Origin of the sequence: Mastigocladopsis repens PCC 10914, assembly GCF_000315565.1 — a bacterium.
In the GTDB taxonomy this organism is placed as follows: Bacteria; Cyanobacteriota; Cyanobacteriia; order Cyanobacteriales; family Nostocaceae; genus Mastigocladopsis; species Mastigocladopsis repens.
In genome coordinates, this window is record NZ_JH992901.1 from 400,996 (window position 1) to 422,642 (window position 21,647).

Genomic DNA, 21,647 nt, shown 5'->3' on the forward strand with positions numbered 1-21,647 from the left:
GGGATAGATGCGGAAGATTTACTCAAACCTCAATCTGCCGTTTTCAACTTAAACGTTATGCTTTAAGCTCAATCAGCCGATGGCTACACGCCGACAGGAGTTTTGGTTCCTGCAAGGGTTTGTGTACCGTCTGGTTCCAGTGACTGCCCTTCAATAAATGAGCGCAGCATCCAAGCCATCTGCTCATGTCCTTCCATCAATCCTGTCAGGAAGTCAGCAGTTCCCTCATCATGGAAATTCTCACTGCACTGATCTATATGCTCCCGCAAGTTCCGAATAACCTGCTCGTGGTCATCCACCAGTCGAGCCACCATACCAGTTGCTGTGGGGACGTTACCGCCTTCCTCCTTGAGGCTAGCAATCTTCAGAAATCCTTCCAATGTGCCAACAGGGTAACCGCCTAAAGCACGAACCCGCTCAGCTACGGAATCGATAGTTTCAGTCAGTGCTTGGTACTGCTCTTCCCAAATCTGGTGCAGGCTGCGGAATTGAGGTCCGACAACATCCCAGTGGAACTTTTTCGTTTTCACTAACAGTACATAGGCATCTGCCAAATCTTGATTCAACAGATTAATAACACCTTGACGTTGTTCTTCGGTCAAACCAATGTTTATCTTTCGCATTTTTTTGAATCCCTCAGCTAGCTTCTTTACTAACTTCACAAATTCAATCCCATACGATCATCAACCGAAGGAAGGATTGTCATCTTTAATTGACACTCTCACCTTCACAGGCGAAGCCTTGAAGGGAGATTCTTGCTTCAACAGGTTTTTCTAGCCCACTGTGGTATAACGAGTTAAAAACTCTCCCACAGGCACTGACCCCGACAGATTCCCCTCCACAAGCATCTGTTTTACTACCACGGGCTGCCCGACCGCAGTCACAAAATACTTATTCTGATGTATCGTTTGTCTCATTCACAACATTCGACCCCCCTGTTCATCAGGTATTTCCTTTTGGTGATGCGAGTTGTCTGGTGGAGAAACACCAATCTTGCCTAACCCTAATTTTTTTGGTGGCAAGTATATTCTACTACACCAAGGTATTGCAAAGCCATGTTTTTTATTGGTCGCAATTCATCTCACCGTTAAGGCGAAGCCTGTAACGGGAGTCCTCTTGCGACATCCAAGATAGAAATAGACATCTTGACTGAGCAATCAAGATGCCTACAAAACGGTGATAATTATCAAACTGCTCAAAACACTAGAACATTGAGCAATAACTTACTTGTCACACCAACTTCTCAAAGTACACCAAAGTATACCCTGGTTTATGAAAAGGCATGAAGTCCTACTTACTGGTTACCTGTGACTTTATTCAACAAGTTTTTCACTTCATCTTCTACTGTGGTTGCCGTTTGAGAATTCTCTGGACGCTTCATCTTCTCAATATCAGCAGCTCCTTGAATCTCGTTAAGTCCCTCGTTTGCTCTCTGTTGTGTCTCTTCCAATCCTGGAGGTGCTTCTGTAGATAGTTTGTCTGTTTCTTTCTGAGTTCCAAGGAGCTGTGTGGTCGCGTCTTCAGGATTGCTCTTTTGGCTACCAATTGCAGCAGCAGGCAAAGCATTAGAGAAAATCAGTAATGCACAGGTAAATGCCACAATGACAAAACGCACTGGACGTAACATAGATAAATCAAAACCAATATTCTTCATTTAAACTCCTCCAAAAACTAGGCTATCCAAAAGTCACGCCTGGTTACAATTCCTGGCTGACAAGCATCATAAATACTGCCTGTCATGAATCTTGGATACACTATAGCTTACCTAATTTGGTATCTATCGAGAAAGTTTGAGCAGTGGTTGCAAAACAATCTTAACTTTTAACACAGAAGCCTATACTTTAATTTCGTCAATTTGAATGTTAAATTATATATGCTTCTATCTTTACTTGCTTGATTGCGGCTCCCAATAAGATTTCGTTAAGGATCAGCGTAATCTTCTTTCTACTTTGAATTCAATAAAGTATGGATCGACCTGTAGACTGAAATTTTTTTAGCTGCGCTTGCAACAGAATCAATCTATAGGTAGATAAAATTTGTACGGTTTTGGGTTCTTAAGTGATTATTACTAATTGTATTCACTATTAGTCATTATTAATATGCTAAACATTTTTAACAGACATAATTCCTCTGTAAATTTTACGGAAACCAACTGTTGAGCAATAAATAATTTAACTGTGGTGATAAATTATTTGTCACTCAACAACTCTGTTTCAACACTCGCCAACATTCACAAGCAATTTCCCAATCTTCTTCCGTGTGAATCACGAGTACCCGCACCGCCGAATCAGGGGTAGCAATATCCACATCAACAGGCTGATGTGCATTTTTTTCGGGGTCAAGTTTTAGTTCCAAAAATCCAAAGGCTTCACAAGCGGCGGCGCGAATATCAGGATTATTTTCACCCACACCTGCGGTAAACACCAGGGCATCTAATCCCCCTAAGGTTGCAAGCATAGCACCCATATAAGACCGCAGGCGATGCACGTAGATATCCCATGCTAATTGAGCGCGGGAGTTACCTTGGGAAATTGCCTCTCTAATCTGTCGCATATCATTAGAGACATCAGAAATTCCACGTAAGCCAGAAGCACGATTAAGAACATGGTCGAGTTTCTCAACCGAATAATCAGATTGCCGCATCAGGTGAATCAGAATTCCTGGGTCAACAGCACCAGAACGAGTGCCCATCATCAATCCATCTAGTGGAGTGAATCCCATAGTTGTATCAATACTGCGACCATTTTTAATTGCTGCCAAAGAGCAACCGTTGCCCAAATGACAGGTCATTAACCGCAGAGATGCTAAATCTTGACCCAGGATGCGAGCAGCACGCGCAGCGCAGTACTGATGACTGATGCCATGAAAACCGTAGCGACGGATACCTTGCTCTACCCACTCGTATGGACCAGGATAGATGGCTGCTGCATCAGGTAGATGAGAATGAAATGCAGTATCAAATGCTGCTACTTGAGTGACAGATCCCAAATGTTGCGAAATCGCCTCTATGCCTTCCAAATTAGCCGGATTATGGGCAGGAGCGAGGGTGGCAAGACGGGCGATCGCCTTTTTCACATCTTCAGTAATTACCACACTCTTCCGGTATTCTTGTCCACCATGTACCACGCGATGCCCCACCACATCAATTTCTGATGGCTGACTGATGATCTGGGTGGAACCACTCCACAGCGTATCAAGCATATGAGCGATGACTTGAGGTCGCGAGTCTGCTGGGATTTCCTCTTGCAGCTGTTTGCCAGTATCTGTTTTGACCTCAATCTCTGCAAAGCCTTGATGGTGAGTCCAGTCTATTTTTGCTTCCCATAGGGGTTTGAGAGGTTCTTCAGGGAGAGTGTCACCCGTAATTTCGTACACACAACTCTTTTGACTGCTCGATCCGGCATTCAGTACTAGTATTTTCATGGGTCAGCAGAACCTGATTTTTAGAGTGGTTAACGATAATTTAGAACCACAGATGCACAACGGACACTTGCCTCAAGTCGGGGAACTATGCACGCCAGTCGCCTGGGTCGGGAAACCCTCCCTCACGAGGTGCTCACCACAGCAGTGTCCTCCAGATTAACACAGATAATTTATCTGTGTTAATCTGTGGTTTTATTTTCATTACTCTTGAGTTTTACCGAAAAATTGGGTTTAAAGCCTCGTCCTTCTAGGACGACTTTTAAATTCGGGAACAAAGACACCACGTTGTACGACAATAGAATACAGCGGTAAAGCGCACATAAAAAAAGCCAAGTAGGTCAAGTGGACAACTCCTGATCCAGAACCCTGGGGGCAATAAACCCAAAATCTTGTACCGCCACTTGCTTTATGCCGGGGAACCCGTCCACCGCAGTGGCTCACAAATGTGGGAGTAAAAATAAGAAATTAAATAAACCTTTTCAAACGCGGTCGGGCAGTCCGTGTACGCTTGTGGACGTATCCGCACCGGGGATATTTGAATGCTTGCATTTCGGTATCTAGTCCGGACGGTTGAAGCAAGAATCCTCATGCCTTTAGGCTGAGGAGTGTCAAAAAGGGCTTAGTGATGGAAAGTCACACATGAGGGGGCATGAGCTATAGCTAAATGCCCACCCCTCAATATCAGGTAATAACAGTTGGCTTGTCCATGCCAGTCAAAGCGTGAATTTGGGCAATCTCATCTGCGATGGTGATGAGGTTGGAGAGTGCTTGTTGTGGGTCAAGATTCTGCTTTGCAGGGTCAGGTTCGTAGCTTTCCAAATAGACCCTTAAAGTCGCGCCTTGTGTACCCGTACCCGATAGCCGGAAGACAATCCGCGAACCATCGGTGAAGCCAATGCGAACCCCTTGCTTTTGACTGACGCTATTATCAACTGGGTCGGTATAGCTGAAGTCGTCACCGTACTCAACTTCATAGGAACCGTACCGCTTTCCTTTGAGGTTTGGCGCAATAGCACGCAGACTTGTGATTAGGGTGTTGGCGCGATCGCTATCTACCTCTTCATAATCATGGCGTGAGTAGTAATTGCGTCCGTAGGTTTGCCAGTGTTCTGTGACAATCTCCTCGACTGACTGTTGTCGCACTGCTAAGATATTCAACCAGAACAACACAGCCCAAAGTCCATCTTTTTCGCGGATATGGTTGGAACCTGTGCCGAAACTCTCCTCACCACACAGAGTAGCTCTACCTGCATCTAGTAGATTACCAAAGAATTTCCAACCTGTGGGAGTTTCATAACACTCAATCCCCAGTTGTTTTGCCACGCGGTCTGCGGCTTGACTGGTGGGCATAGAGCGGGCAATTCCTGCCAAACCAGAGCTATACCCAGGAACCAATTTGGCATTTGCTGCTAATATTGCTAGGCTATCGCTAGGAGTCACAAAGAATTGGCGTCCCAGAATCATATTGCGATCGCCATCGCCATCGGAAGCAGCACCGAAGTCTGGAGCATTCTCTCCGAACAGAATATCCACCAGATCATGAGCATAAACTAGGTTGGGATCGGGATGTCCTCCACCAAAGTCCTCTAGGGGAGTGCCATTCATCACAGTACCTTGTGCTGCGCCCAAACGCTCCTCAAAAATCTTGTGAGCATAAGGTCCGGTCACAGCGTGCATGGAGTCGATGCACATCCGGAACTGCCCGTTCGTCACCAGTTCCCGGATACGGTCAAAGTCAAATAGCGACTGCATTAACTCTGCGTAGTCTGTGACGGCATCAATCACCTTCACCGCCATATCGCCTATCTTGACCTCTCCTAAGGTATCAAGATTGACATCAGGAACATCCAAAATTTTGTAGCTATCAATCTCTTTGCTACGAGCATAAATGGCTTCCGTCACTTTTTCCGGCGCTGGTCCACCATTACTAATATTATATTTTATACCAAAGTCACCTTCTGGACCACCAGGATTGTGACTGGCAGAGAGGATTATACCACCAAAAGTCGCATATTTGCGAATAATGGCAGAGGTCGCTGGGGTAGAAAGAATACCACCATTGCCGACCAGCACTTGACCAAAGCCATTGGCGGCTGCCATTTTGAGGATAGTTTGAATTGCCTGACGATTGTAGTAGCGACCATCGCCTCCCAAAACTAGAGTTTGACCTTGATACCCTTGCAGACTGTCAAAGATGGACTGCACAAAGTTTTCCAAATAATGAGGCTGCTGGAAGACAGAAACCTTCTTTCTCAGTCCAGAAGTACCTGGTTTCTGGTCGGTAAACGGTTGGGTGTGTATAGTTTTGCTAACCATCGCGATATTTGAGGCAGAGTTCAGAACAGAAATTGCTTGATAGTCCTAACACTACTTAAGCACGATGTTGTCGCAACAACCTCTTGTTGAGTTCTATTTTCCTTCCTTAGCTTAAATCTCATAGAGCTTGAATTCCATTTAGCACTATGTTTGAGGTTGGTATCTTACCTAATTATGTTTTGTTCTGTAAACAAAGCGCATAGCTCCTCAATTGTCCTATTTATATAGAAGTAAGAAGTGATCAGCACGCTCAACACAATCAATCAGCACTCCTAAGTCACAAATGACTTTTATGAAAAGGAGATTTGCTATGACTAATAATAATTTTTGTCAACTAAGAATCGCGATATCCCACTCAAAAGGCATACACAAGTTATTCGCCACAGCGATGTTAGTGTTTGCTATAGTTTATCCGTCTTCATTTGCTCAAGCAGGTCAGTTAAATGATAACTATTTCAATAATGCTTTTGGGCAGCAGAGTTCAAAGCCAGAGGTGAACCCAGTTGACAATGAAACTCAACCGTTAGTTTTGGCTAGAAGATACCACAGGCGATACCGAGTTCGACCAGTCCATCGACCTATGAGGCGATACCGAGTTCGACCAGTTTATCGACCTATGAGGCGATACCGAGTTCGACCAGTTTATCGACCTATGAGGCGATACCGAGTTCGACCAGTTTATCGACCTATAAGGCGATACAACAGATATAAAGTTCAGCGGGTGTACGTACGGTAAAGAATAAAAAACTACAGATAAACACAGATGCACACAGATAATTTATCTGTGTTTATCTGCGTGCATCTGCGGTTTTAAATCCCCTTCAAGTAGATATCAGTAACAACTGATAACTGTTAAGCTACACCAGCAGGTACACGCTCCAACAAACCTTCCTTCTGTGCCATAGACAACATGAGGTCAATGACGCGGTTCGAGTAACCCCACTCGTTGTCGTACCAAGCAACAACTTTGAAGAAGTTAGAGTTCAACTCCATACCAGCACCAGCATCAAAGATGCTAGAACGAGTATCACCCTGAAAATCTGTGGAAACAACCTCGTCTTCTGTGTAACCCAAAATACCTTTTAGCTCCCCTTCGGAAGCCGCTTTCATGGCTGCACAAATTTCTTTGTAGCTGGTAGCTTTGGCAGTTTTAAAGGTTAAATCAACGACTGAAACATCGGGAGTGGGAACCCGGAGTGCCATGCCGGTCAACTTGCCTTTTAACTCTGGCAAAACGAGTGCCACAGCTTTTGCTGCGCCTGTAGAAGAGGGAATAATGTTCTGCGCTGCGCCACGTCCACCGCGCCAGTCCTTTTTGCTGGGACCGTCTACAGTAGGTTGAGTGGCGGTCATAGCGTGTACTGTGGTCATCAGCCCTTCGGTTAATCCAAAGTTATCGTTGATGACCTTCGCGACAGGAGCCAAACAGTTTGTGGTACAGCTAGCATTAGAGACGATGGTGTCTTTTGCTGGGTCAAACAGGTGATGATTGACACCTACCAATAGAGTAGGAACCCTGTCTGGATCTTTAGTAGGAGCGGAAATGATCACCCGCTTTGCTCCTGCTTGCAGATGATTTGCCGCTCCTTCATGGTTAGTGAAGAGCCCTGTAGATTCAACGACATAATCTGCACCCAATTTACCCCAAGGCAATTCTGCTGGATTCCGAATTGATATGCAAGGAATGAAGTGTCCATTGACAACGATGCCATCATCCTTTGCTTCAACGTTGCCCTTAAAGGTTCCGTGGGTTGAATCGTACTTTAATAAGTATGCAAGGTTATCTGCTGGTACTAAGTCGTTAATACCGACAAACTCGATGTTAGGGTTGTCGATACCAGCACGAAACATCAACCGCCCGATCCGACCAAATCCATTGATACCAACTTTCAGCCTAGTCAATATGAAGCCTCCTATTGTGGGTTTGTGAGTCGTTAGTTGTTGGTTGTTGGTTGTTAATTGTTGGTTGCTTCGCTAACTATTAACCACTCCCAACTTTCCAATATCTTCTTGACCCAATACTGACAGTCAGTTCAACAGAAGGCGGATTTGATTGGCATCTTTTAAGGTTTGTCAAAGATTGAAAATTTTGTAGTAAGCGCTTTAGCGCTAAAGCGCTTACTACAAATGCTTACCCGTCATTTTTGGGTCGGAGAACTCCTAGTACGGCCACTTCCAGTTCTGGATTTCCGGCATATCCTCACCGTACTTGTTAATGTAGTGCTTGTGTTCAATCAGCTTATCTTGCAGCATCTGCTTGACATAAGCCGCCTTATACCCTAGATGTGGTACGCGGTTAATAACGTCCATAGCTAGGTGGAAGCGATCTACATCGTTAACTACGGTCATATCAAAAGGCGTGGTGGTCGTTCCCTCTTCCTTGTAACCCCGCACATGAAGGTTTGCATGGTTTGTCCGGCGATATGCTAGACGGTGAATCAGCCAAGGATAACCGTGGAAGGCAAAGATAATTGGCTTGTCGGTGGTGAAAATACTATCGAAGTCTTTATCGCTGAGTCCGTGGGGATGTTCCGACTCAGGCTGAAGTTTCATCAAGTCAACCACGTTCACCACCCGTACCTTCAGATCCGGGAAGTTTTGGCGCAGAATGTCCACCGCCGCCAAGGCTTCCATCGTGGGAATGTCTCCAGCGCATGCCATTACCACATCTGGCTCACTACCTCTGTCATTGCTTGCCCATTCCCAAATACCGAGACCTTTGGTGCAGTGTTTAATTGCTGCATCCATATCCAAGTATTGCAAAGCGGGTTGCTTCCCAGCAACGATGACGTTGACATAGTTGTGGCTGCGTAGACAGTGGTCTGTCACCGATAGCAAACAATTGGCATCGGGGGGCAAATACACCCGAATCACTTTTGCTTTCTTGTTGACTACAAGGTCGATAAAACCGGGGTCTTGGTGAGAAAAGCCGTTGTGGTCTTGGCGCCAAACGTGGGAGGTGAGGAGATAGTTGAGCGAAGCAATTGGTCTGCGCCAGGGAATATCCAGGGTAGTGTCAAGCCACTTGGCGTGCTGGTTGAACTGGGAGTCTACGATGTGGATGAACGCCTCGTAGCAGGAGAAGAAGCCGTGGCGACCTGTGAGGAGGTATCCTTCTAACCACCCTTGACAGGCATTTTCGCTAAGAATTTCCATCACCCGACCTTCGGCAGACAAGTTAGCGTCTTCAGGAAGTCTCTGGGCCGCCCAAGTGCGGTCTGTTGTCTCAAACACAGCATCTAAGCGATTTGATTTTGTTTCGTCGGGACCGAAGATGCGGAAGTTGCGGGACTCTAGGTTGAGTTTCATCACATCCCGTAAGAATTTTCCACTCACCTTAGTTGCTTCCGAAATCACCCTACCTGGTTCGGAAACATCGACGGCATAATTTTCAAACTCAGGCATCCTCAAGTCGCGCAGCAGAAGACCGCCGTTGGCGTGGGGGTTGTCACCCATGCGTCGCTTTCCTTTGGGAGCCAGTTCTGCAAGTTCTGGAATGAACTTGCCGTTCTCATCGAAGAGTTCTTCGCTCTTGTAACTCTTCATCCACTCTTCTAGGAGTTTGATGTGTTCTGGCTTGCTTGCCAACTCCCCAAAAGGAACTTGGTGCGATCGCCAATAATCTTCTACCTTGTCGCCATCGACTTCCTTGGGTCCCGTCCACCCTTTGGGGCTTCTAAGAACAATCATCGGCCATTGCGGACGCTGACTGAAACCATTGGTACGGGCGTCTTCCTGAATTTCTTTGATTTCGTTAATCACAGTTTCCAGCGTCGCCGCCATCAGCTGGTGCATGGTTTCCGGGTCGGAACCTTCCACAAAGTAGGGCTTGTAACCATAGCCTACAAATAAGCTTTCTAACTCCTTATGGCTGATGCGTGACAGGACCGTCGGGTTGGCAATCTTGTACCCATTCAAATGGAGGATCGGGAGTACAGCACCGTCATACACGGGGTTGAGAAACTTGTTGGAGTGCCAGCTTGTCGCTAGAGGTCCAGTTTCTGCTTCGCCATCGCCAACAACGCAAGCAACGATAAGGTCGGGGTTGTCAAAAGCTGCACCGTATGCATGGAAAAGCGAATAACCAAGTTCACCGCCTTCGTGGATGGAACCAGGAAGTTCAGGGGTACAATGGCTACCAACGCCGCCGGGGAAAGAGAACTGTACGAAGAGTTTCTTCATCCCCTCAGCATCTTGGGAGATGTTGGGGTAGTACTGGCTGTAAGTGCCTTCTAGGTAAACGTTTGCAACTATTCCGGGACCACCGTGACCAGGACCAGCAATGTAGATCATATTCTGGTCATATTTTTTGATGATCCGGTTGAGGTGAACGTAGAGGAAGTTAAGACCCGGAGTTGTACCCCAGTGACCCAAAAGCCTGGGTTTAATGTGTTCCAGTTTTAGCGGTTCTTTTAGCAGCGGATTGTCGAGTAAATATATTTGCCCAACTGAAAGATAATTAGCTGCACGCCAGTAGGCGTTCATCTTCCGCAGTTCTTCTTCTGTTAAAGGCTTTGTTTGTGGAGGACTTGCTAAAGTCATATTCAACTCCCTTACAAAAAGATGTAGACGAAACCACCTGGAAGTTTAATTGTCTTGGGCATGATGATCATCTTACTCATGACCAATCTTTTCAGTAGTCAGTGAGAAATTTGAAAGTAGTATAGGACTAATATTTGATTTTTGAAATACACGTAAGGTGTGCCGTGCCTACCAGAATCCGGATATAGTAGACAGGATACGATAGGCACGGCACACCCTACACTACTGATGAAAACAGTGACCAGGTAACACGCAGGGGATTTAGACCCCAAGTGAAACGTATTCGGTCTAATACAGGTTTTGAAGCAGACGGCAATCTACTACCATTAATGTATTGAATTTGGAAGTGTTTATGTCGTTAGCAATCGTGGCAGAAACTGCTCCTCTACAGGCAAATGAAGACGGTGTAATTTTAGTCGGCAAGACCCGTGTAACCTTAGATACTGTGGTTGCTGTCTTTAATCAGGGCGCAACAGCAGAGGAACTCGCTTATCGGTATCCGTCACTGAGTCTAGCCGATGTTTATGCCACGATTGCCTTCTATCTCAAGCACCAGTCTGAGGTAGAAGCCTACTTGCAACAGCGAAGGCAGCAATCGCAAGAGATCCGCACAATGAATCAAGCTAAGTTTGACCCACAAGGCTTACGCGATCGCCTACTTGCCCGTAAAACCGAGCAGGAAGCATGTTGAAGTTTCTGGCTGACGAGAACTTCGATAATACGATCGTTCGAGGGTTATTTCGCCGTAACCCAATACTTGATATCGTGTAGTTTTTTTATAATTATACGGAGAAAATTAGTGTCTAGAAACAATTTGAATGATTTAAAGAGCAGTATATGTCAGGTGTAAGACATCACATACTTCCAAGATTTTTACTTAAAGGATTTGCTAGTCGAAGTAAGAGAGAACAAGTATTTACTTGGCAATATCGTAAGGAAGAAAAGCCATTTGAAATAAACATAATAAATGTTAGTGTTGTGAAACATTTTTATGGAAGCGAAGGAGAAGCTAATGCAGATCCGGAAATTACAAAATTAGAGGTAAAATATTCAGTTCTCATAGATGGATTAAGGCAGAGAAGTCATCAGGGTGAAGTAGTTGAAGTAAACGAATCACGAATAGCTGATTTTATTGCTCATCTAGTTATCCGAACAAAACATCTTAGAGAATCTCTCTATGAATCAACAGATAATTTATTACTTGAATTTCACAAATGCTTTTCCAATTTTAACAACATAAAAAAAGTTATTCTGAATAAATTAAAACTAGAAAAACCAAATACATTACTTCAATTATTATTGTCTAAAGGTCCTAATTTTTTAGATGAGCGAGAGTTAGAGCTTAAAACAATATTTGAATCTTTAATTTTAATTATTAACAATGAACTGCCGAAAGTAGTTAGAGAAACTCATAACCAAGCTTTAGCAGAGAATCCGGCTCCAGAAATAAGAGCAAATATTTATAGAGAATTGCAATGGTTTGTATATAAATCCAATATTCCTTTAATTCTTGGTGATACTGGATGTTTATTTGAGATTTCTGGTTCTAGAAGATTCAAATCTTTCCATGATAAAGAAGATAAAATTAAAAATGTTTTTTTACCGATAGCATCAAATTTACTCTTGATTGGAACTAACTCGGAAATCTCTCAAATTAATTTAAAGGCAATTAACGAAGCCATCGCAAAATGTAGCCGAGAGTTTTTTGTGTGTTCGGAATACTCTGTAGATATAAATAATCTTTTACCATTAATTGGTAAAGAGTCAGAGCTTATGAAGCAGTCAGAACTAGAACAAATTATAAGTAAGTATTTGAATAATATCTGATTAAGTGGGTTTAAAAATATTTTGCCCCAAATAATGGACTAGAAGGAGAGTCTGTGCAATGAGCCGCCATTTAGCATAAAACAACCTGATAGGCGGCTTGCTTCAGGAAAATAGGCTGTTTCATCATTTGTATTTAAAATTTTTCGTATCAAAATAACAGTTTGTTTTGTTCGGCATAATATATTTTTAGTCAAAAGATATCAATTGACAATATTTGAAAATGACAAAAAACTAAAAACTTTATGGTCTTAAGTGATAAAGATGAAATTGAGAGAATATTTAAACGCACATCCCAACTTTTAACCGAAAGCTGGTGTGCGATTCGTTGTTAGCTGAATCTCGGTAATCAATCCGTAAATAAGCTAACCATCTGACAACAGATGAACTCCGGAAGAGATGGAGGTGAAAACCCTCCCCCCCAAACTCAGGGGTGACTCCTTATCTGCCCACAGCGACCAAACTCGGAATGTTGGAGACTGAAGCTGGGAACAGGGCGCAACCAGACGGCTGTTATGGGCTGACACTGGCGCTAATGGGGAGTGCACAAGGTGAAAGCAGAACCTGGAAAAGCAACCTATTCGGACGCAGGGCATAACACAAAACCCCTGACTTCGTTAGAGACAAAATCCCGCCGATGATACCAGGACAAGCGGCATGAGTAAGGGATTCTAGCGGTTGAATTGGTTCCACCTAACGGCACATAATAATCCCATCCGGGGAACGAATAAAAACGAGTTAAAGGTCTTGGGAACGGTGAGACAGCGCGCATGAGGAGGGTTTCCCTCCGTAGGCGACTGCTCTCCCGTTGGGTCGAAACCCAGGTAAGCCAGACGAGCGGCTGAATTCCTTTAATTCGGGTAGGACAGACCGTAATTGGTCTGAGGTGTTCACAAAACAATCAGGATAGAGTAAAGCATGATTGGACACAGTGATAACACTAGTGAATCTTGGAGCAAATTACCTTGGAAGAAATTCCGACGCAACTTGCTTCGCTTACAAGTTCGATTGTTCAAAGCAGTTAAAGCAGGCGACATGCGTAAAGCGCGGTCACTCCAGAAGCTGATTCTGAAATCTAGGGCGGCGCGGCTACTGGCAATTCGTCAAGTAACACAGCTAAATGCTGGTAAAAAGACTGCGGGTATAGATGGGAAAGCGTCCCTCAATTATGAAGAACGCTTCCAACTTGAGGAACTCCTCAAGAAACAATACCTTAATTGGCACCATAGCAAATTAAGAGAAATCCCAATACCCAACAAAGACGGTAAAACCAGAATTCTAAAAGTCCCCACTATTACAGATAGAGCATGGCAATGCCTTGCAAAATATGCACTAGAACCAGCACATGAAGCAACTTTCCACGCAAACAGCTACGGATTTCGAGCAGGGCGCTCGGCACATGACGCCCAGAAAATCCTGTTCCTCAATCTACGCTCTTTCTGCAATGGAATAGAAAAGCGAGTTATAGAACTCGATATCGAAAAATGCGTGCGCCGCGACAGTTAATGCGGTATCCCCAACCAAGTTGGGAGAGAATAAGGAGAAAGTCTCTAGGTCAACCAACTAACCTGGAGTCGAAAGACAAAAGGGACAACAGCATGTTGGTAAAGCTGGGAATAGAGAAAAGGCGTGAAAACTATTGTTCGGCAAGACCTGTGTGACATGGTGAAAGTTAAACTACCTGAAGCCCAATTCTGACGGTATACGCGATTGCCTATTCCTACAACGCCTAAAAGGAATAATCGTTTGTGTGTGGTTTTAAACATTTAAACCATACAACTCCTTCAAACGAAGTCAGCCAGCGATGAGATGGCTTAACGAATGAATGGGACACCTAAATCACACTGTTACGTACCGAGTTAATAAAGCGCGGGATGACTTACAGGGGGCGACCCCTATGGTTACAGAGTTCTCATAGTAGTCCGAGGACGGGAAAGCCGCCCACATGGCGAAGGAGAACAGGTATTCTTCACACTTACATCGAGAGGTACGCGAGATGCGAAACGCCGAAACGGTTTTAAGTGTAATCCGAGACAGAGGTTATCGTGACTTACCCCTGGATGATGTCTACAGGCAACTTTTCAATCCCAAGCTGTACCTACTGGCGTACAGTCGCATCTACAAAAATGATGGGGCAATGACACCAGGAGTCACAACTGACACTGCTGATGGGATGTCCATTAAAAAGATTGAAAACCTCATAGAAAATATTCGCTATGAACGTTTTCGGTGGACACCAGTGCGGCGAATTAATGTTCCCAAGAAAAATGGGAAAACTCGACCCCTAGGAATTCCCACTTGGAACGATAAATTGGTTCAGGAAGTAATACGTTTGATATTAGAAGCGTACTACGAACCCCAATTTTCTAACAGCAGTCATGGTTTTAGACCCAATCGTGGATGTCATACGGCACTAACAATAATAGACCGTACTTGGCAAGGAACCAAATGGTTTATCGAAGGAGATATTCGTGGATGTTTTGACAACATAGACCATAAAATCTTAATGTCAATTTTACGCGAGAAAATCCTAGATAATCGCTTCTTGAGATTGATTGAAAACTTGCTAAAAGCAGGTTACTGTGAGCAATGGAAATATTACTCTACCGTTAGCGGAACGCCGCAAGGCTCGATAATATCACCCATACTCGCAAATATATATCTTGACAAATTCGATAAATTTATCGAAGAGACACTCATTCCAGAATATACGCGTGGTAAATGTCGGACAGAAAATCCGGAGTATTCAAAACTCGTAAAACTCGCCTGGTACTACAGGAAAAATGGACAATTTGAAAAAGCGCGTCAACTGGAAATACAATACCAGAAAATGCCTTCTAAAGATGTCCGTGACCCTGGATACAGGAGGTTAAACTACGTCCGCTATGCAGATGATTTTCTGCTTGGTTTTATTGGCTCGTTTCAAGAGGCAAAGGAAATCAAGGAAAAATTAAAGACATTTTTGGCTGAAAATCTTCAGTTGGAACTGTCACCAGAAAAGACCTTAATTACTAATGCCAGAAATGAAGCAGCAAAGTTTTTAGGTTACGAAATTTTAGTTCAATATTCCGACACTAAGCATACCAATGGTAAACGCTCAATCAATGGAATTATTGCACTAAGAACTCCAGCAAGCTTTATAGAAGAAAAGTGCGCTCTATACATGAGGAATGGTAAACCCATTCATCGCCCTGAATTAATAAATGATGACGATTTTACTATTGTCAACATTTACCAGTCAGAATTTAGAGGATACGTACAATTCTATAGCCTTGCTCAAAACATTGCATGGCTGAGAAAACTTCAATGGGTTATGTCGAGTTCACTGATGAAAACCCTTGCCTGTAAACACAAAACTAGCGTGGCTAAACTCTGCGCCAAGTACTATAAGACGGTAAAACTTCCACAAGGTCTAAGAAAGTGCGTTGAAATAACCGTCCCAGTAGAAGGTAAGAAACCTTTGGTGGCTCGCTTCGGCGGCATACAATTAAAACGCAACCTAAAAGCAACCATACAAGACCTGCCGACAAAGAGAAAGCCCGCGTTCAGAAATGAACTAATCAAACGGCTTCTTGCGGATGAATGCGAGATTTGTGGAGCAAAAGGTAACATTGAAGTTCACCATATTCGCGCCCTTAAAGACCTTAAAACCAAGGGCAGGAAGGAAAAACCGCAATGGATGCAAGTTATGTCCGCACGTAGAAGGAAAACTCTCATGGTCTGCCCGCAATGCCATGATGCAATACACGCCGGTAAACCAAGATATAAACGAGTCTCGTGATGCATAGAATACTGGAGAGCCGTGTACCTGGAAATCTCGTAAGCACGGTTCGGCGGGGGCTAGTTAGAAAAGGAGCCAAATCTTTGGAAACCTCGCTAGCTAGCTACCCACTTTTGACAGGATAAACCACACAACTATCATGGATAAAGTGATGGCACCGAAAGGGTTGAAAATCGGCATCTTCCGATGCTTAAAAGCAGGAATACATCCCGACTTTCCCGAACAAGGAACCCCCCAAGGTGGTGTGGTAAGCCCACTTTTAGCTAACATTGCACTCAACGGAATAGAAGACTTACACCCGTCGGTAAGATATGCCGATGACATGGTATTCTTCCTAAAACCCAAAGACAACGCAACCAAGATACTTGAGAAGATAAACCAGTTCCTTGCAGACCGAGGAATGAATATCAGTGAAAAGAAAACCAAGATAACTGCATCGACAGATGGTTTTGATTTCCTAGGCTGGCACAACAAAAGTGCAAAGTAACGGAAAGTTTAGATGTGTCCCTTCAGTGGATAACTTCAAAGCATTCCGTCAGAAAGTAAAAGCTGTCATCAACTGTTCCAACTATGGTTCCAAGGTAAAAGCTGAGAAATTAGCTCCCTTGGTTAGAGGATGGAGGAATTACCACCGTTTCTGCAAGATGGATGGGTCACGATTTTCACTCTGGCACATCAAACACAGAACATTCAAGGTATTCAATAGGGAAACTAAGAATGACCGAGAATCAAGCACAAGCCTGATTAAGAAAGCATTCCCAGCAGTTCCCTACTCCGAAAACAAATTTGTCAACGTCCAGGGTGAGAAATCACCATTTGATGGAGACATTCCCTACTGGAGCGAGCGCAACAACAAGCTCTATGACGGTGAAACCTCTAAAGCTTTAAAACGGCAAAACCATGCATGTGGATACTGTGGATTGAAAATGTTCAGTGAGGAGAAAGTACACCTACATCATATAGATGGAAATCACCAAAACTGGAAAACAAAGAATCTTCTGGCAGTTCATGAAAGCTGTCACGATTACATCCACATGGGCAAGGGGAAACCCTAGAACATCGGGAGCTGGATGCCGTGAAAATGGCACGTCCAGATCTAACACAGAGATGCGGGACGTAATAGTCCCCATCGACTCTACCAAAACGATAAGAATCAGGCATACTAGCGGTAATGCTAACCTTTGTTGCGTCGAACTTTGCCATATATCTGCACGCTCATACCTTACCCGATCCCCAATCACTGAAAGTTGGTAAAACGGAAAAAAGTGAGCCTGCTGTTTCCAGGCACAAGTTGCCGAATCAACGCGGATATGAGGATGTGCAAGTAGGGGGATATATCTTCCCCTGTTTTATTAAAATAGAGAAGTAAAAAGCTGAAATCTATAATAGGATAAGCTAGCTTTAAGAGCCTCTATCCTTTTTATGCAAGTTCTCGGCTCAATGCCCTTGAGACACATGAGAAATAGCAGCTAGGATCATCTCCCCTAGCTTTCAACCACACTCAGCTTTTTGATGACAACTATTTTTTACAACGGCACTAATCTGTCACTGTACAGAGTTGGTGGCGGGTTTAAATCCCCTACCATACGCCTGGTCACTGGTCACTGTTCACTGTTCACTGGTTTATAGGCGCAATATTCCCTAATCATTGATTTCAAGTAACCCATCTGGTGGCGTAATTTCAATGCGCCTTGCTGCTATATCTACAACTGGCGTGATCGCTTTTACAAACGGAATCAAAACTTTTTTTGTTTTTTTGTCATTACAAGCGTGTCGCTGCACTTCCAACAAATCATGACCAGCAGGAATCACATCTACCACTGTACCAACGAGTTCGCCAGATTCCTGCATAAAAACTTGCAAGCCAATCAAATCTGCGACATGATATTCATCTTCTCCCAATGGGAGGCGATCGCAATCTTTCACCATCAACTTGCAACCGCGCAACTCCTCAGCTTGGTCGCAATTTTCCACCCCAGCAAGTTTGATGATGCATAACTTCTTGCCTTCAACGTAACGTCCCGACAGCAATTCGACAGGTTCCGGTTCCGTCTCGCCTGGACGCAACAACCACCGTTTTCCAGGGACCTCAAAGCGTTCGGGGAAGTCCGTGTCAGGATAAACCCGCATCTCCCCACGCAAGCCTTGTGGTGCCACAATCTTACCAATTTCCAACCAACCTTCTGGTGTTGGAGTAGGGAGTCGGGACTTGTTGAGAGATGGGGAAGATGGGGAAGCTTTTTCTCCCGCCACTCTCTTTGTCGCCTTGTCGCCTTGTTGCCTTGTCTCCTTGTCCCTCATCTTTTCCTCTGCGTACTCTGAGTCCTGGTGCGGTTTGTTTAAGCACTCACAGTCGCACGCTGATAAACTTGTTGTACAACTTTTGCCAAACGCTGCATACCTGTTGCAATTTCCTCATCACTTGCAGTGAGGCTAATACGGACACACTGCTGCTTGTGTTCCCACTCTTCCGCCAAGCCAGGAAAGAACGAACTCCCAGGCACAACGATAACGCCCACCTGCTTGAGTTCTTGATACAACTCCCAGTCTGTCATTGGCAAATCCTGGAACCACAACCAGGCAAAAATTGCCCCTTCACCGCGATGGAGGAACCAAGGTAAATCCTTGGGCATTGCTTCGTTTAACGTGCTTTCCAAAATGGTAAACTTATTCTGATAAAATGGGCGAATGACTTGCGTACAAATTTCTGCAAGCGCACCAGAGCTAATAGCAAGTGCTGCGATCGCTTGTCCGTAACGTGAAGCATGGAGACAGGCATTCGTTTGGAAACATTCCAGAACTTGAATCACCCGTTCATCGCCTATCGCAATCCCAATGCGTTCTCCTGGTAAGCCAGCTTTGGATAAAGTCATACAGTGCAGGATGTTATTGCCGAATATTGGCGTCATTTCAGTAAAGTTCAGCGCCGGGAATGGAAGACCATATGCCGAATCAATTAACACCGGCACATCATAAGACGCAGCAAGGGCGGCAATTTTTTTCACCTCATCATCGGTGAGGACATTACCAGTGGGATTACAGGGGCGAGAGAAGATAACGCAACCAGTTTTTTCTGTAATCGAGAGTTTGCTGAAGTCGGGGCGATATTTAAACTTGTGTGCCGCTGCATCAATATCTAGCGTAGGTTTGTAGGCAATCAAGGCTTCTGGCACTAAAGTGACGCCACCATAACCAGTGTAGTCAGGACTGAGGGGCAGAACGATTTGCTTGAGTTCACCGCTGGTGGTGTATCCGCCAAAAGCATTAGCAGCGTAAAAGTAGAGACTTTGACTTCCTGGAGTCACAAGGATATTGCGCTCGTTCAAATTTAAGCCATATCGTTCATTAAAATCCTTAGCAATGACTTCAATGAATGGTGTATACCCTTGACTTGACCCGTAGCGACAAACGACTTCACCATAGTCTGGGCTTGCCAGCAATTGTGCAGTACAATCGCGCCATAATTGTTCTACCTCTGGTAAAATCAAGGGATTGCCAGCACTCAAATTAATTAATTGCTGCCCCGCACCAGCTTTTAAAGTTTCAATAATATCCTTCATAATAGCTCTGACGCCTGTCAGGTGGGACATATGGACGCCGAATTGAGTCAGGGCAGGGTTCATAAGCGATGAAAAAATAAGCGTAATATAGTGGTGGACAAGTTATGTTGACAGACTGCTGTTGCCAAAAGAGCTACTACCGCTTTTATCCAATGTAACTAGAGAATGGCACTATTTGTACAGCAATACTATATTTATAGCGGTTCTTATTCAGAGAAAAAAGATACAGCTTCAGGAGAAAACGAATAGTACAGCATAATGAGTGCAGTTAAATTGCCGAGTTCTTTTGGTACTCCCATCCCCTATAGTGTGGAATTTTTTTGCTTGAAAATTTGCTATCACAAGAAGAATGGCAATTTCATGGAGTAGACCCTGATGGTTGCACACCAGCAGTACACCAGTGAGTTTAATAAACTGCTTGAGACTTTTAATGCTTGGATAAACTTCACTCAGGCGAGCTTTGAGTATCTCTTACTGCTGCTTGATGTCTGGCTGAAGGCGTTTGAAGAACTCATGGGGGAGTTAATATCTTCCCAACAAAAGGGTGAAACAGTTGAGAACGTGCGGCAGTTTCTGCAGGTCTGGAGTAGTATATTTGACCGAGTATTCGCACAGAGGTTCCATTCGGAGGATGCCCTTGAGATCCACGGAAAATTCATGAACGCAGCTATGGCTTGGCGGCTGCACCAGCAACAGCTCATGCAAGTGTTTCTCAAGATGAATGACCTACCAACTCGTAGCGAATTAGACGAGATTTACCGTAGCCTCTACGAGTTGCGAAAGGAAGTTAAAAACCTAAAAAAAACTTTGGCAGAATCCCTAAGTAACGAGGTATTGTAAGCAGGCGATGCACGAGTTTACTGAGCTATTCCAAAAACTGGTTAAGGGCATTGATATCTCAAGCCGTCTGCGCGAAGAGGACATTCAAATCGGAGTAACACCCACCGAAGAGGTCTACCGAGAAGATAAAGTGGTGCTGTACCGTTTCAACTCAAAGGTGGAGCATTCGCGGAACATCCCTATCCTCATCGTTTACGCCTTAGTCAACCGTCCCTATATGGTCGATTTACAGGAGGGGCGATCGCTCGTTGCTAATTTGCTCAAACTGGGTTTGGATGTCTACCTCATTGACTGGGGCTATCCGAGCCGAGGCGATCGCTGGCTCACTCTTGACGACTACATTAATGGTTATATCAATAACTGTGTGGACGTGATACGCAAGCGGCACAACTTGGAGCGGATCAACCTGTTGGGCATTTGTCAAGGGGGAACCTTCAGCCTTTGCTACAGTTCCCTTTACCCAGAGAAGGTGAAAAACCTCATTACTATGGTCACTCCGGTCGATTTCCACATCAAAGAGGGACTCTTCAATGTTTGGAGTGGATGCACTCAGGCGTCACAAGCTATGGACGTGGATCTCATGGTGGATACTTTCGGCAATATCCCCGGCGACTTCCTAAACTTCACCTTCATAATGCTCAAGCCCTTTCAGTTAGGGGTCAAGAAGTATATTGACCTTCTGGAGATCATTGACAATGAAGAGAAGCTTGTCAACTTTCTGCGGATGGAAAAATGGATTTTCGACAGTCCCGATCAAGCTGGAGAGGCTTATCGACAATTCATGAAGGACTTCTACCAGGGAAACAAACTCATCAAAGGTCAAATCGAGATTGGAGGGAAGCGAGTCGATCTGGGGAATATCCGCATCCCGATTTTAAACATTTACGCAACGCAAGATCATCTGGTTCCTCCTGCATCTTCCTTGGCTCTTGAGAAATACATTGGAAGCCCGGACTACACAGTTTGCTCTTTTCCTGTCGGACATATTGGGATATACGTAAGCAGTAAGGTGCAGCAGAACCTTCCTCCAACCATTGTCAACTGGCTGAAGATGCGACTTGCCTAAGGTAGGAGGTTATTGACACTCTCTTGGCTAAAGCCGAAGAGATTCTTGTTTCACGGGGAGTCCTATGACTTTACCCTCCACAAGCGTACACTGTATGTCCTACAGCGTTTAAAGAAGCGCAGTTTTAACAAAAAAACTCGTTCTTTGATTCCCAGTTGTACAACATTTTGGGTTAGCCCCCAGAGTTCCGGATCAGGAATTGTCCGCGTGACTTACTTGGCTTTTTATGTGCGAATTACCGCTAATTCGTCTATATTAACGAAAAAATTAGACAAATGTCCACCGTTTCTCTCGT

The 21,647-nt window shown here is 44.5% G+C and carries 15 protein-coding genes and 2 pseudogenes; 8 read left to right on the forward strand and 9 right to left on the reverse strand.

Features of this window, described 5'->3' with window-relative positions; translation table 11 throughout:
* Positions 1 to 83: 83 nt before the first annotated feature.
* From MAS10914_RS0103905 to MAS10914_RS0103925, 4 genes are all read right to left on the reverse strand, one after another.
* Positions 84 to 623: a Dps family protein gene (locus MAS10914_RS0103905; protein ID WP_017314593.1), complete on the reverse strand. Its 540-nt coding sequence runs from the start codon at positions 621 to 623 to the stop codon at positions 84 to 86.
* Positions 624 to 1,294: 671 nt separating this feature from the next.
* Positions 1,295 to 1,654 (reverse strand): hypothetical protein, encoded by a 360-nt coding sequence (locus MAS10914_RS0103915; RefSeq protein WP_017314595.1) that lies wholly within the window; start codon positions 1,652 to 1,654, stop codon positions 1,295 to 1,297.
* Between the two features lie 545 nt (positions 1,655 to 2,199).
* On the reverse strand, positions 2,200 to 3,423 hold the full coding sequence (locus tag MAS10914_RS0103920) for an acetate kinase (protein ID WP_026082322.1): 1,224 nt from the start codon (positions 3,421 to 3,423) through the stop codon (positions 2,200 to 2,202).
* Positions 3,424 to 4,104: 681 nt separating this feature from the next.
* Positions 4,105 to 5,739, reverse strand: coding sequence for an alpha-D-glucose phosphate-specific phosphoglucomutase (locus MAS10914_RS0103925; RefSeq protein WP_017314597.1), 1,635 nt, complete (start codon positions 5,737 to 5,739; stop codon positions 4,105 to 4,107).
* A 310-nt stretch (positions 5,740 to 6,049) separates the two neighbouring features.
* On the opposite strand from MAS10914_RS0103925, the gene MAS10914_RS33885 reads away from it, so the two are divergent.
* On the forward strand, positions 6,050 to 6,475 hold the full coding sequence (locus tag MAS10914_RS33885; RefSeq protein WP_156818085.1) for a hypothetical protein: 426 nt from the start codon (positions 6,050 to 6,052) through the stop codon (positions 6,473 to 6,475).
* 116 nt (positions 6,476 to 6,591) lie between these two features.
* Here the strand turns inward: MAS10914_RS33885 and gap are convergent, their stop codons facing one another.
* Positions 6,592 to 7,641 carry a type I glyceraldehyde-3-phosphate dehydrogenase gene (gene gap / locus MAS10914_RS0103930; protein ID WP_017314598.1) on the reverse strand — a complete coding sequence of 350 codons (1,050 nt, stop codon included), beginning with the start codon at positions 7,639 to 7,641 and terminating at the stop codon, positions 6,592 to 6,594.
* A 258-nt stretch (positions 7,642 to 7,899) separates the two neighbouring features.
* Positions 7,900 to 10,281 carry a phosphoketolase family protein gene (locus MAS10914_RS0103935; protein WP_017314599.1) on the reverse strand — a complete coding sequence of 794 codons (2,382 nt, stop codon included), beginning with the start codon at positions 10,279 to 10,281 and terminating at the stop codon, positions 7,900 to 7,902.
* Positions 10,282 to 10,633: 352 nt separating this feature from the next.
* On the opposite strand from MAS10914_RS0103935, the gene MAS10914_RS0103940 reads away from it, so the two are divergent.
* Positions 10,634 to 10,972, forward strand: a complete 339-nt coding sequence (locus tag MAS10914_RS0103940) for a DUF433 domain-containing protein (RefSeq protein ID WP_017314600.1) — start codon at positions 10,634 to 10,636, stop codon at positions 10,970 to 10,972.
* 146 nt (positions 10,973 to 11,118) lie between these two features.
* The gene (locus MAS10914_RS0103945; protein WP_017314601.1) at positions 11,119 to 12,108 is read left to right on the forward strand and encodes a DUF4238 domain-containing protein; all 990 of its coding nucleotides are present in this window, start codon (positions 11,119 to 11,121) and stop codon (positions 12,106 to 12,108) included.
* Between the two features lie 735 nt (positions 12,109 to 12,843).
* Here the strand turns inward: MAS10914_RS0103945 and MAS10914_RS35300 are convergent.
* Positions 12,844 to 13,035, reverse strand: coding sequence for a hypothetical protein (locus MAS10914_RS35300; protein WP_232224100.1), 192 nt, complete (start codon positions 13,033 to 13,035; stop codon positions 12,844 to 12,846).
* Here MAS10914_RS35300 and MAS10914_RS29550 point away from each other — a divergent pair.
* The 3 genes and pseudogenes from MAS10914_RS29550 to MAS10914_RS36770 form a co-directional block, all read left to right on the forward strand.
* Positions 13,024 to 13,602 (forward strand): annotated as a pseudogene (locus MAS10914_RS29550) (reverse transcriptase N-terminal domain-containing protein); the annotation flags it as partial. The gene MAS10914_RS35300 and the pseudogene MAS10914_RS29550 overlap by 12 nt on opposite strands.
* A 499-nt stretch (positions 13,603 to 14,101) precedes the next feature.
* Complete coding sequence (locus MAS10914_RS0103955) at positions 14,102 to 15,886, forward strand: reverse transcriptase domain-containing protein (protein ID WP_026082323.1); 1,785 nt, start codon at positions 14,102 to 14,104, stop codon at positions 15,884 to 15,886.
* A 112-nt stretch (positions 15,887 to 15,998) separates the two neighbouring features.
* Positions 15,999 to 16,941 (forward strand): annotated as a pseudogene (locus MAS10914_RS36770) (group II intron reverse transcriptase); the annotation flags it as partial.
* A gap of 586 nt (positions 16,942 to 17,527) precedes the next feature.
* Here the strand turns inward: MAS10914_RS36770 and rimM are convergent.
* The gene (rimM, locus tag MAS10914_RS0103970) at positions 17,528 to 18,187 is read right to left on the reverse strand and encodes a ribosome maturation factor RimM (RefSeq protein ID WP_017314605.1); all 660 of its coding nucleotides are present in this window, start codon (positions 18,185 to 18,187) and stop codon (positions 17,528 to 17,530) included.
* A gap of 38 nt (positions 18,188 to 18,225) precedes the next feature.
* Complete coding sequence (locus MAS10914_RS0103975) at positions 18,226 to 19,509, reverse strand: valine--pyruvate transaminase (protein WP_026082324.1); 1,284 nt, start codon at positions 19,507 to 19,509, stop codon at positions 18,226 to 18,228.
* 312 nt (positions 19,510 to 19,821) lie between these two features.
* Here MAS10914_RS0103975 and MAS10914_RS31435 point away from each other — a divergent pair, with 312 nt between their 5' ends.
* Positions 19,822 to 20,286: a poly(R)-hydroxyalkanoic acid synthase subunit PhaE gene (locus MAS10914_RS31435; protein WP_017314607.1), complete on the forward strand. Its 465-nt coding sequence runs from the start codon at positions 19,822 to 19,824 to the stop codon at positions 20,284 to 20,286.
* A gap of 7 nt (positions 20,287 to 20,293) precedes the next feature.
* Positions 20,294 to 21,352, forward strand: coding sequence for a class III poly(R)-hydroxyalkanoic acid synthase subunit PhaC (phaC, locus tag MAS10914_RS0103985; RefSeq protein WP_017314608.1), 1,059 nt, complete (start codon positions 20,294 to 20,296; stop codon positions 21,350 to 21,352).
* The last annotated feature ends 295 nt before the right edge of the window (positions 21,353 to 21,647 follow it).

Coding starts and splice junctions, on each gene's coding strand:
- MAS10914_RS0103905 (WP_017314593.1), bottom strand. CDS start 623: ATGCGAAAGATAAACATTGGTTTGACCGAAGAACAACGTCAAGGTGTT.
- MAS10914_RS0103915 (WP_017314595.1), bottom strand. CDS start 1,654: ATGAAGAATATTGGTTTTGATTTATCTATGTTACGTCCAGTGCGTTTT.
- MAS10914_RS0103920 (WP_026082322.1), bottom strand. CDS start 3,423: ATGAAAATACTAGTACTGAATGCCGGATCGAGCAGTCAAAAGAGTTGT.
- MAS10914_RS0103925 (WP_017314597.1), bottom strand. CDS start 5,739: ATGGTTAGCAAAACTATACACACCCAACCGTTTACCGACCAGAAACCA.
- MAS10914_RS33885 (WP_156818085.1), top strand. CDS start 6,050: ATGACTAATAATAATTTTTGTCAACTAAGAATCGCGATATCCCACTCA.
- MAS10914_RS0103935 (WP_017314599.1), bottom strand. CDS start 10,281: ATGACTTTAGCAAGTCCTCCACAAACAAAGCCTTTAACAGAAGAAGAA.
- MAS10914_RS0103940 (WP_017314600.1), top strand. CDS start 10,634: ATGTCGTTAGCAATCGTGGCAGAAACTGCTCCTCTACAGGCAAATGAA.
- MAS10914_RS0103945 (WP_017314601.1), top strand. CDS start 11,119: ATGTCAGGTGTAAGACATCACATACTTCCAAGATTTTTACTTAAAGGA.
- MAS10914_RS0103955 (WP_026082323.1), top strand. CDS start 14,102: ATGCGAAACGCCGAAACGGTTTTAAGTGTAATCCGAGACAGAGGTTAT.
- rimM (WP_017314605.1), bottom strand. CDS start 18,187: ATGAGGGACAAGGAGACAAGGCAACAAGGCGACAAGGCGACAAAGAGA.
- MAS10914_RS0103975 (WP_026082324.1), bottom strand. CDS start 19,509: ATGAACCCTGCCCTGACTCAATTCGGCGTCCATATGTCCCACCTGACA.
- MAS10914_RS31435 (WP_017314607.1), top strand. CDS start 19,822: ATGGTTGCACACCAGCAGTACACCAGTGAGTTTAATAAACTGCTTGAG.
- phaC (WP_017314608.1), top strand. CDS start 20,294: ATGCACGAGTTTACTGAGCTATTCCAAAAACTGGTTAAGGGCATTGAT.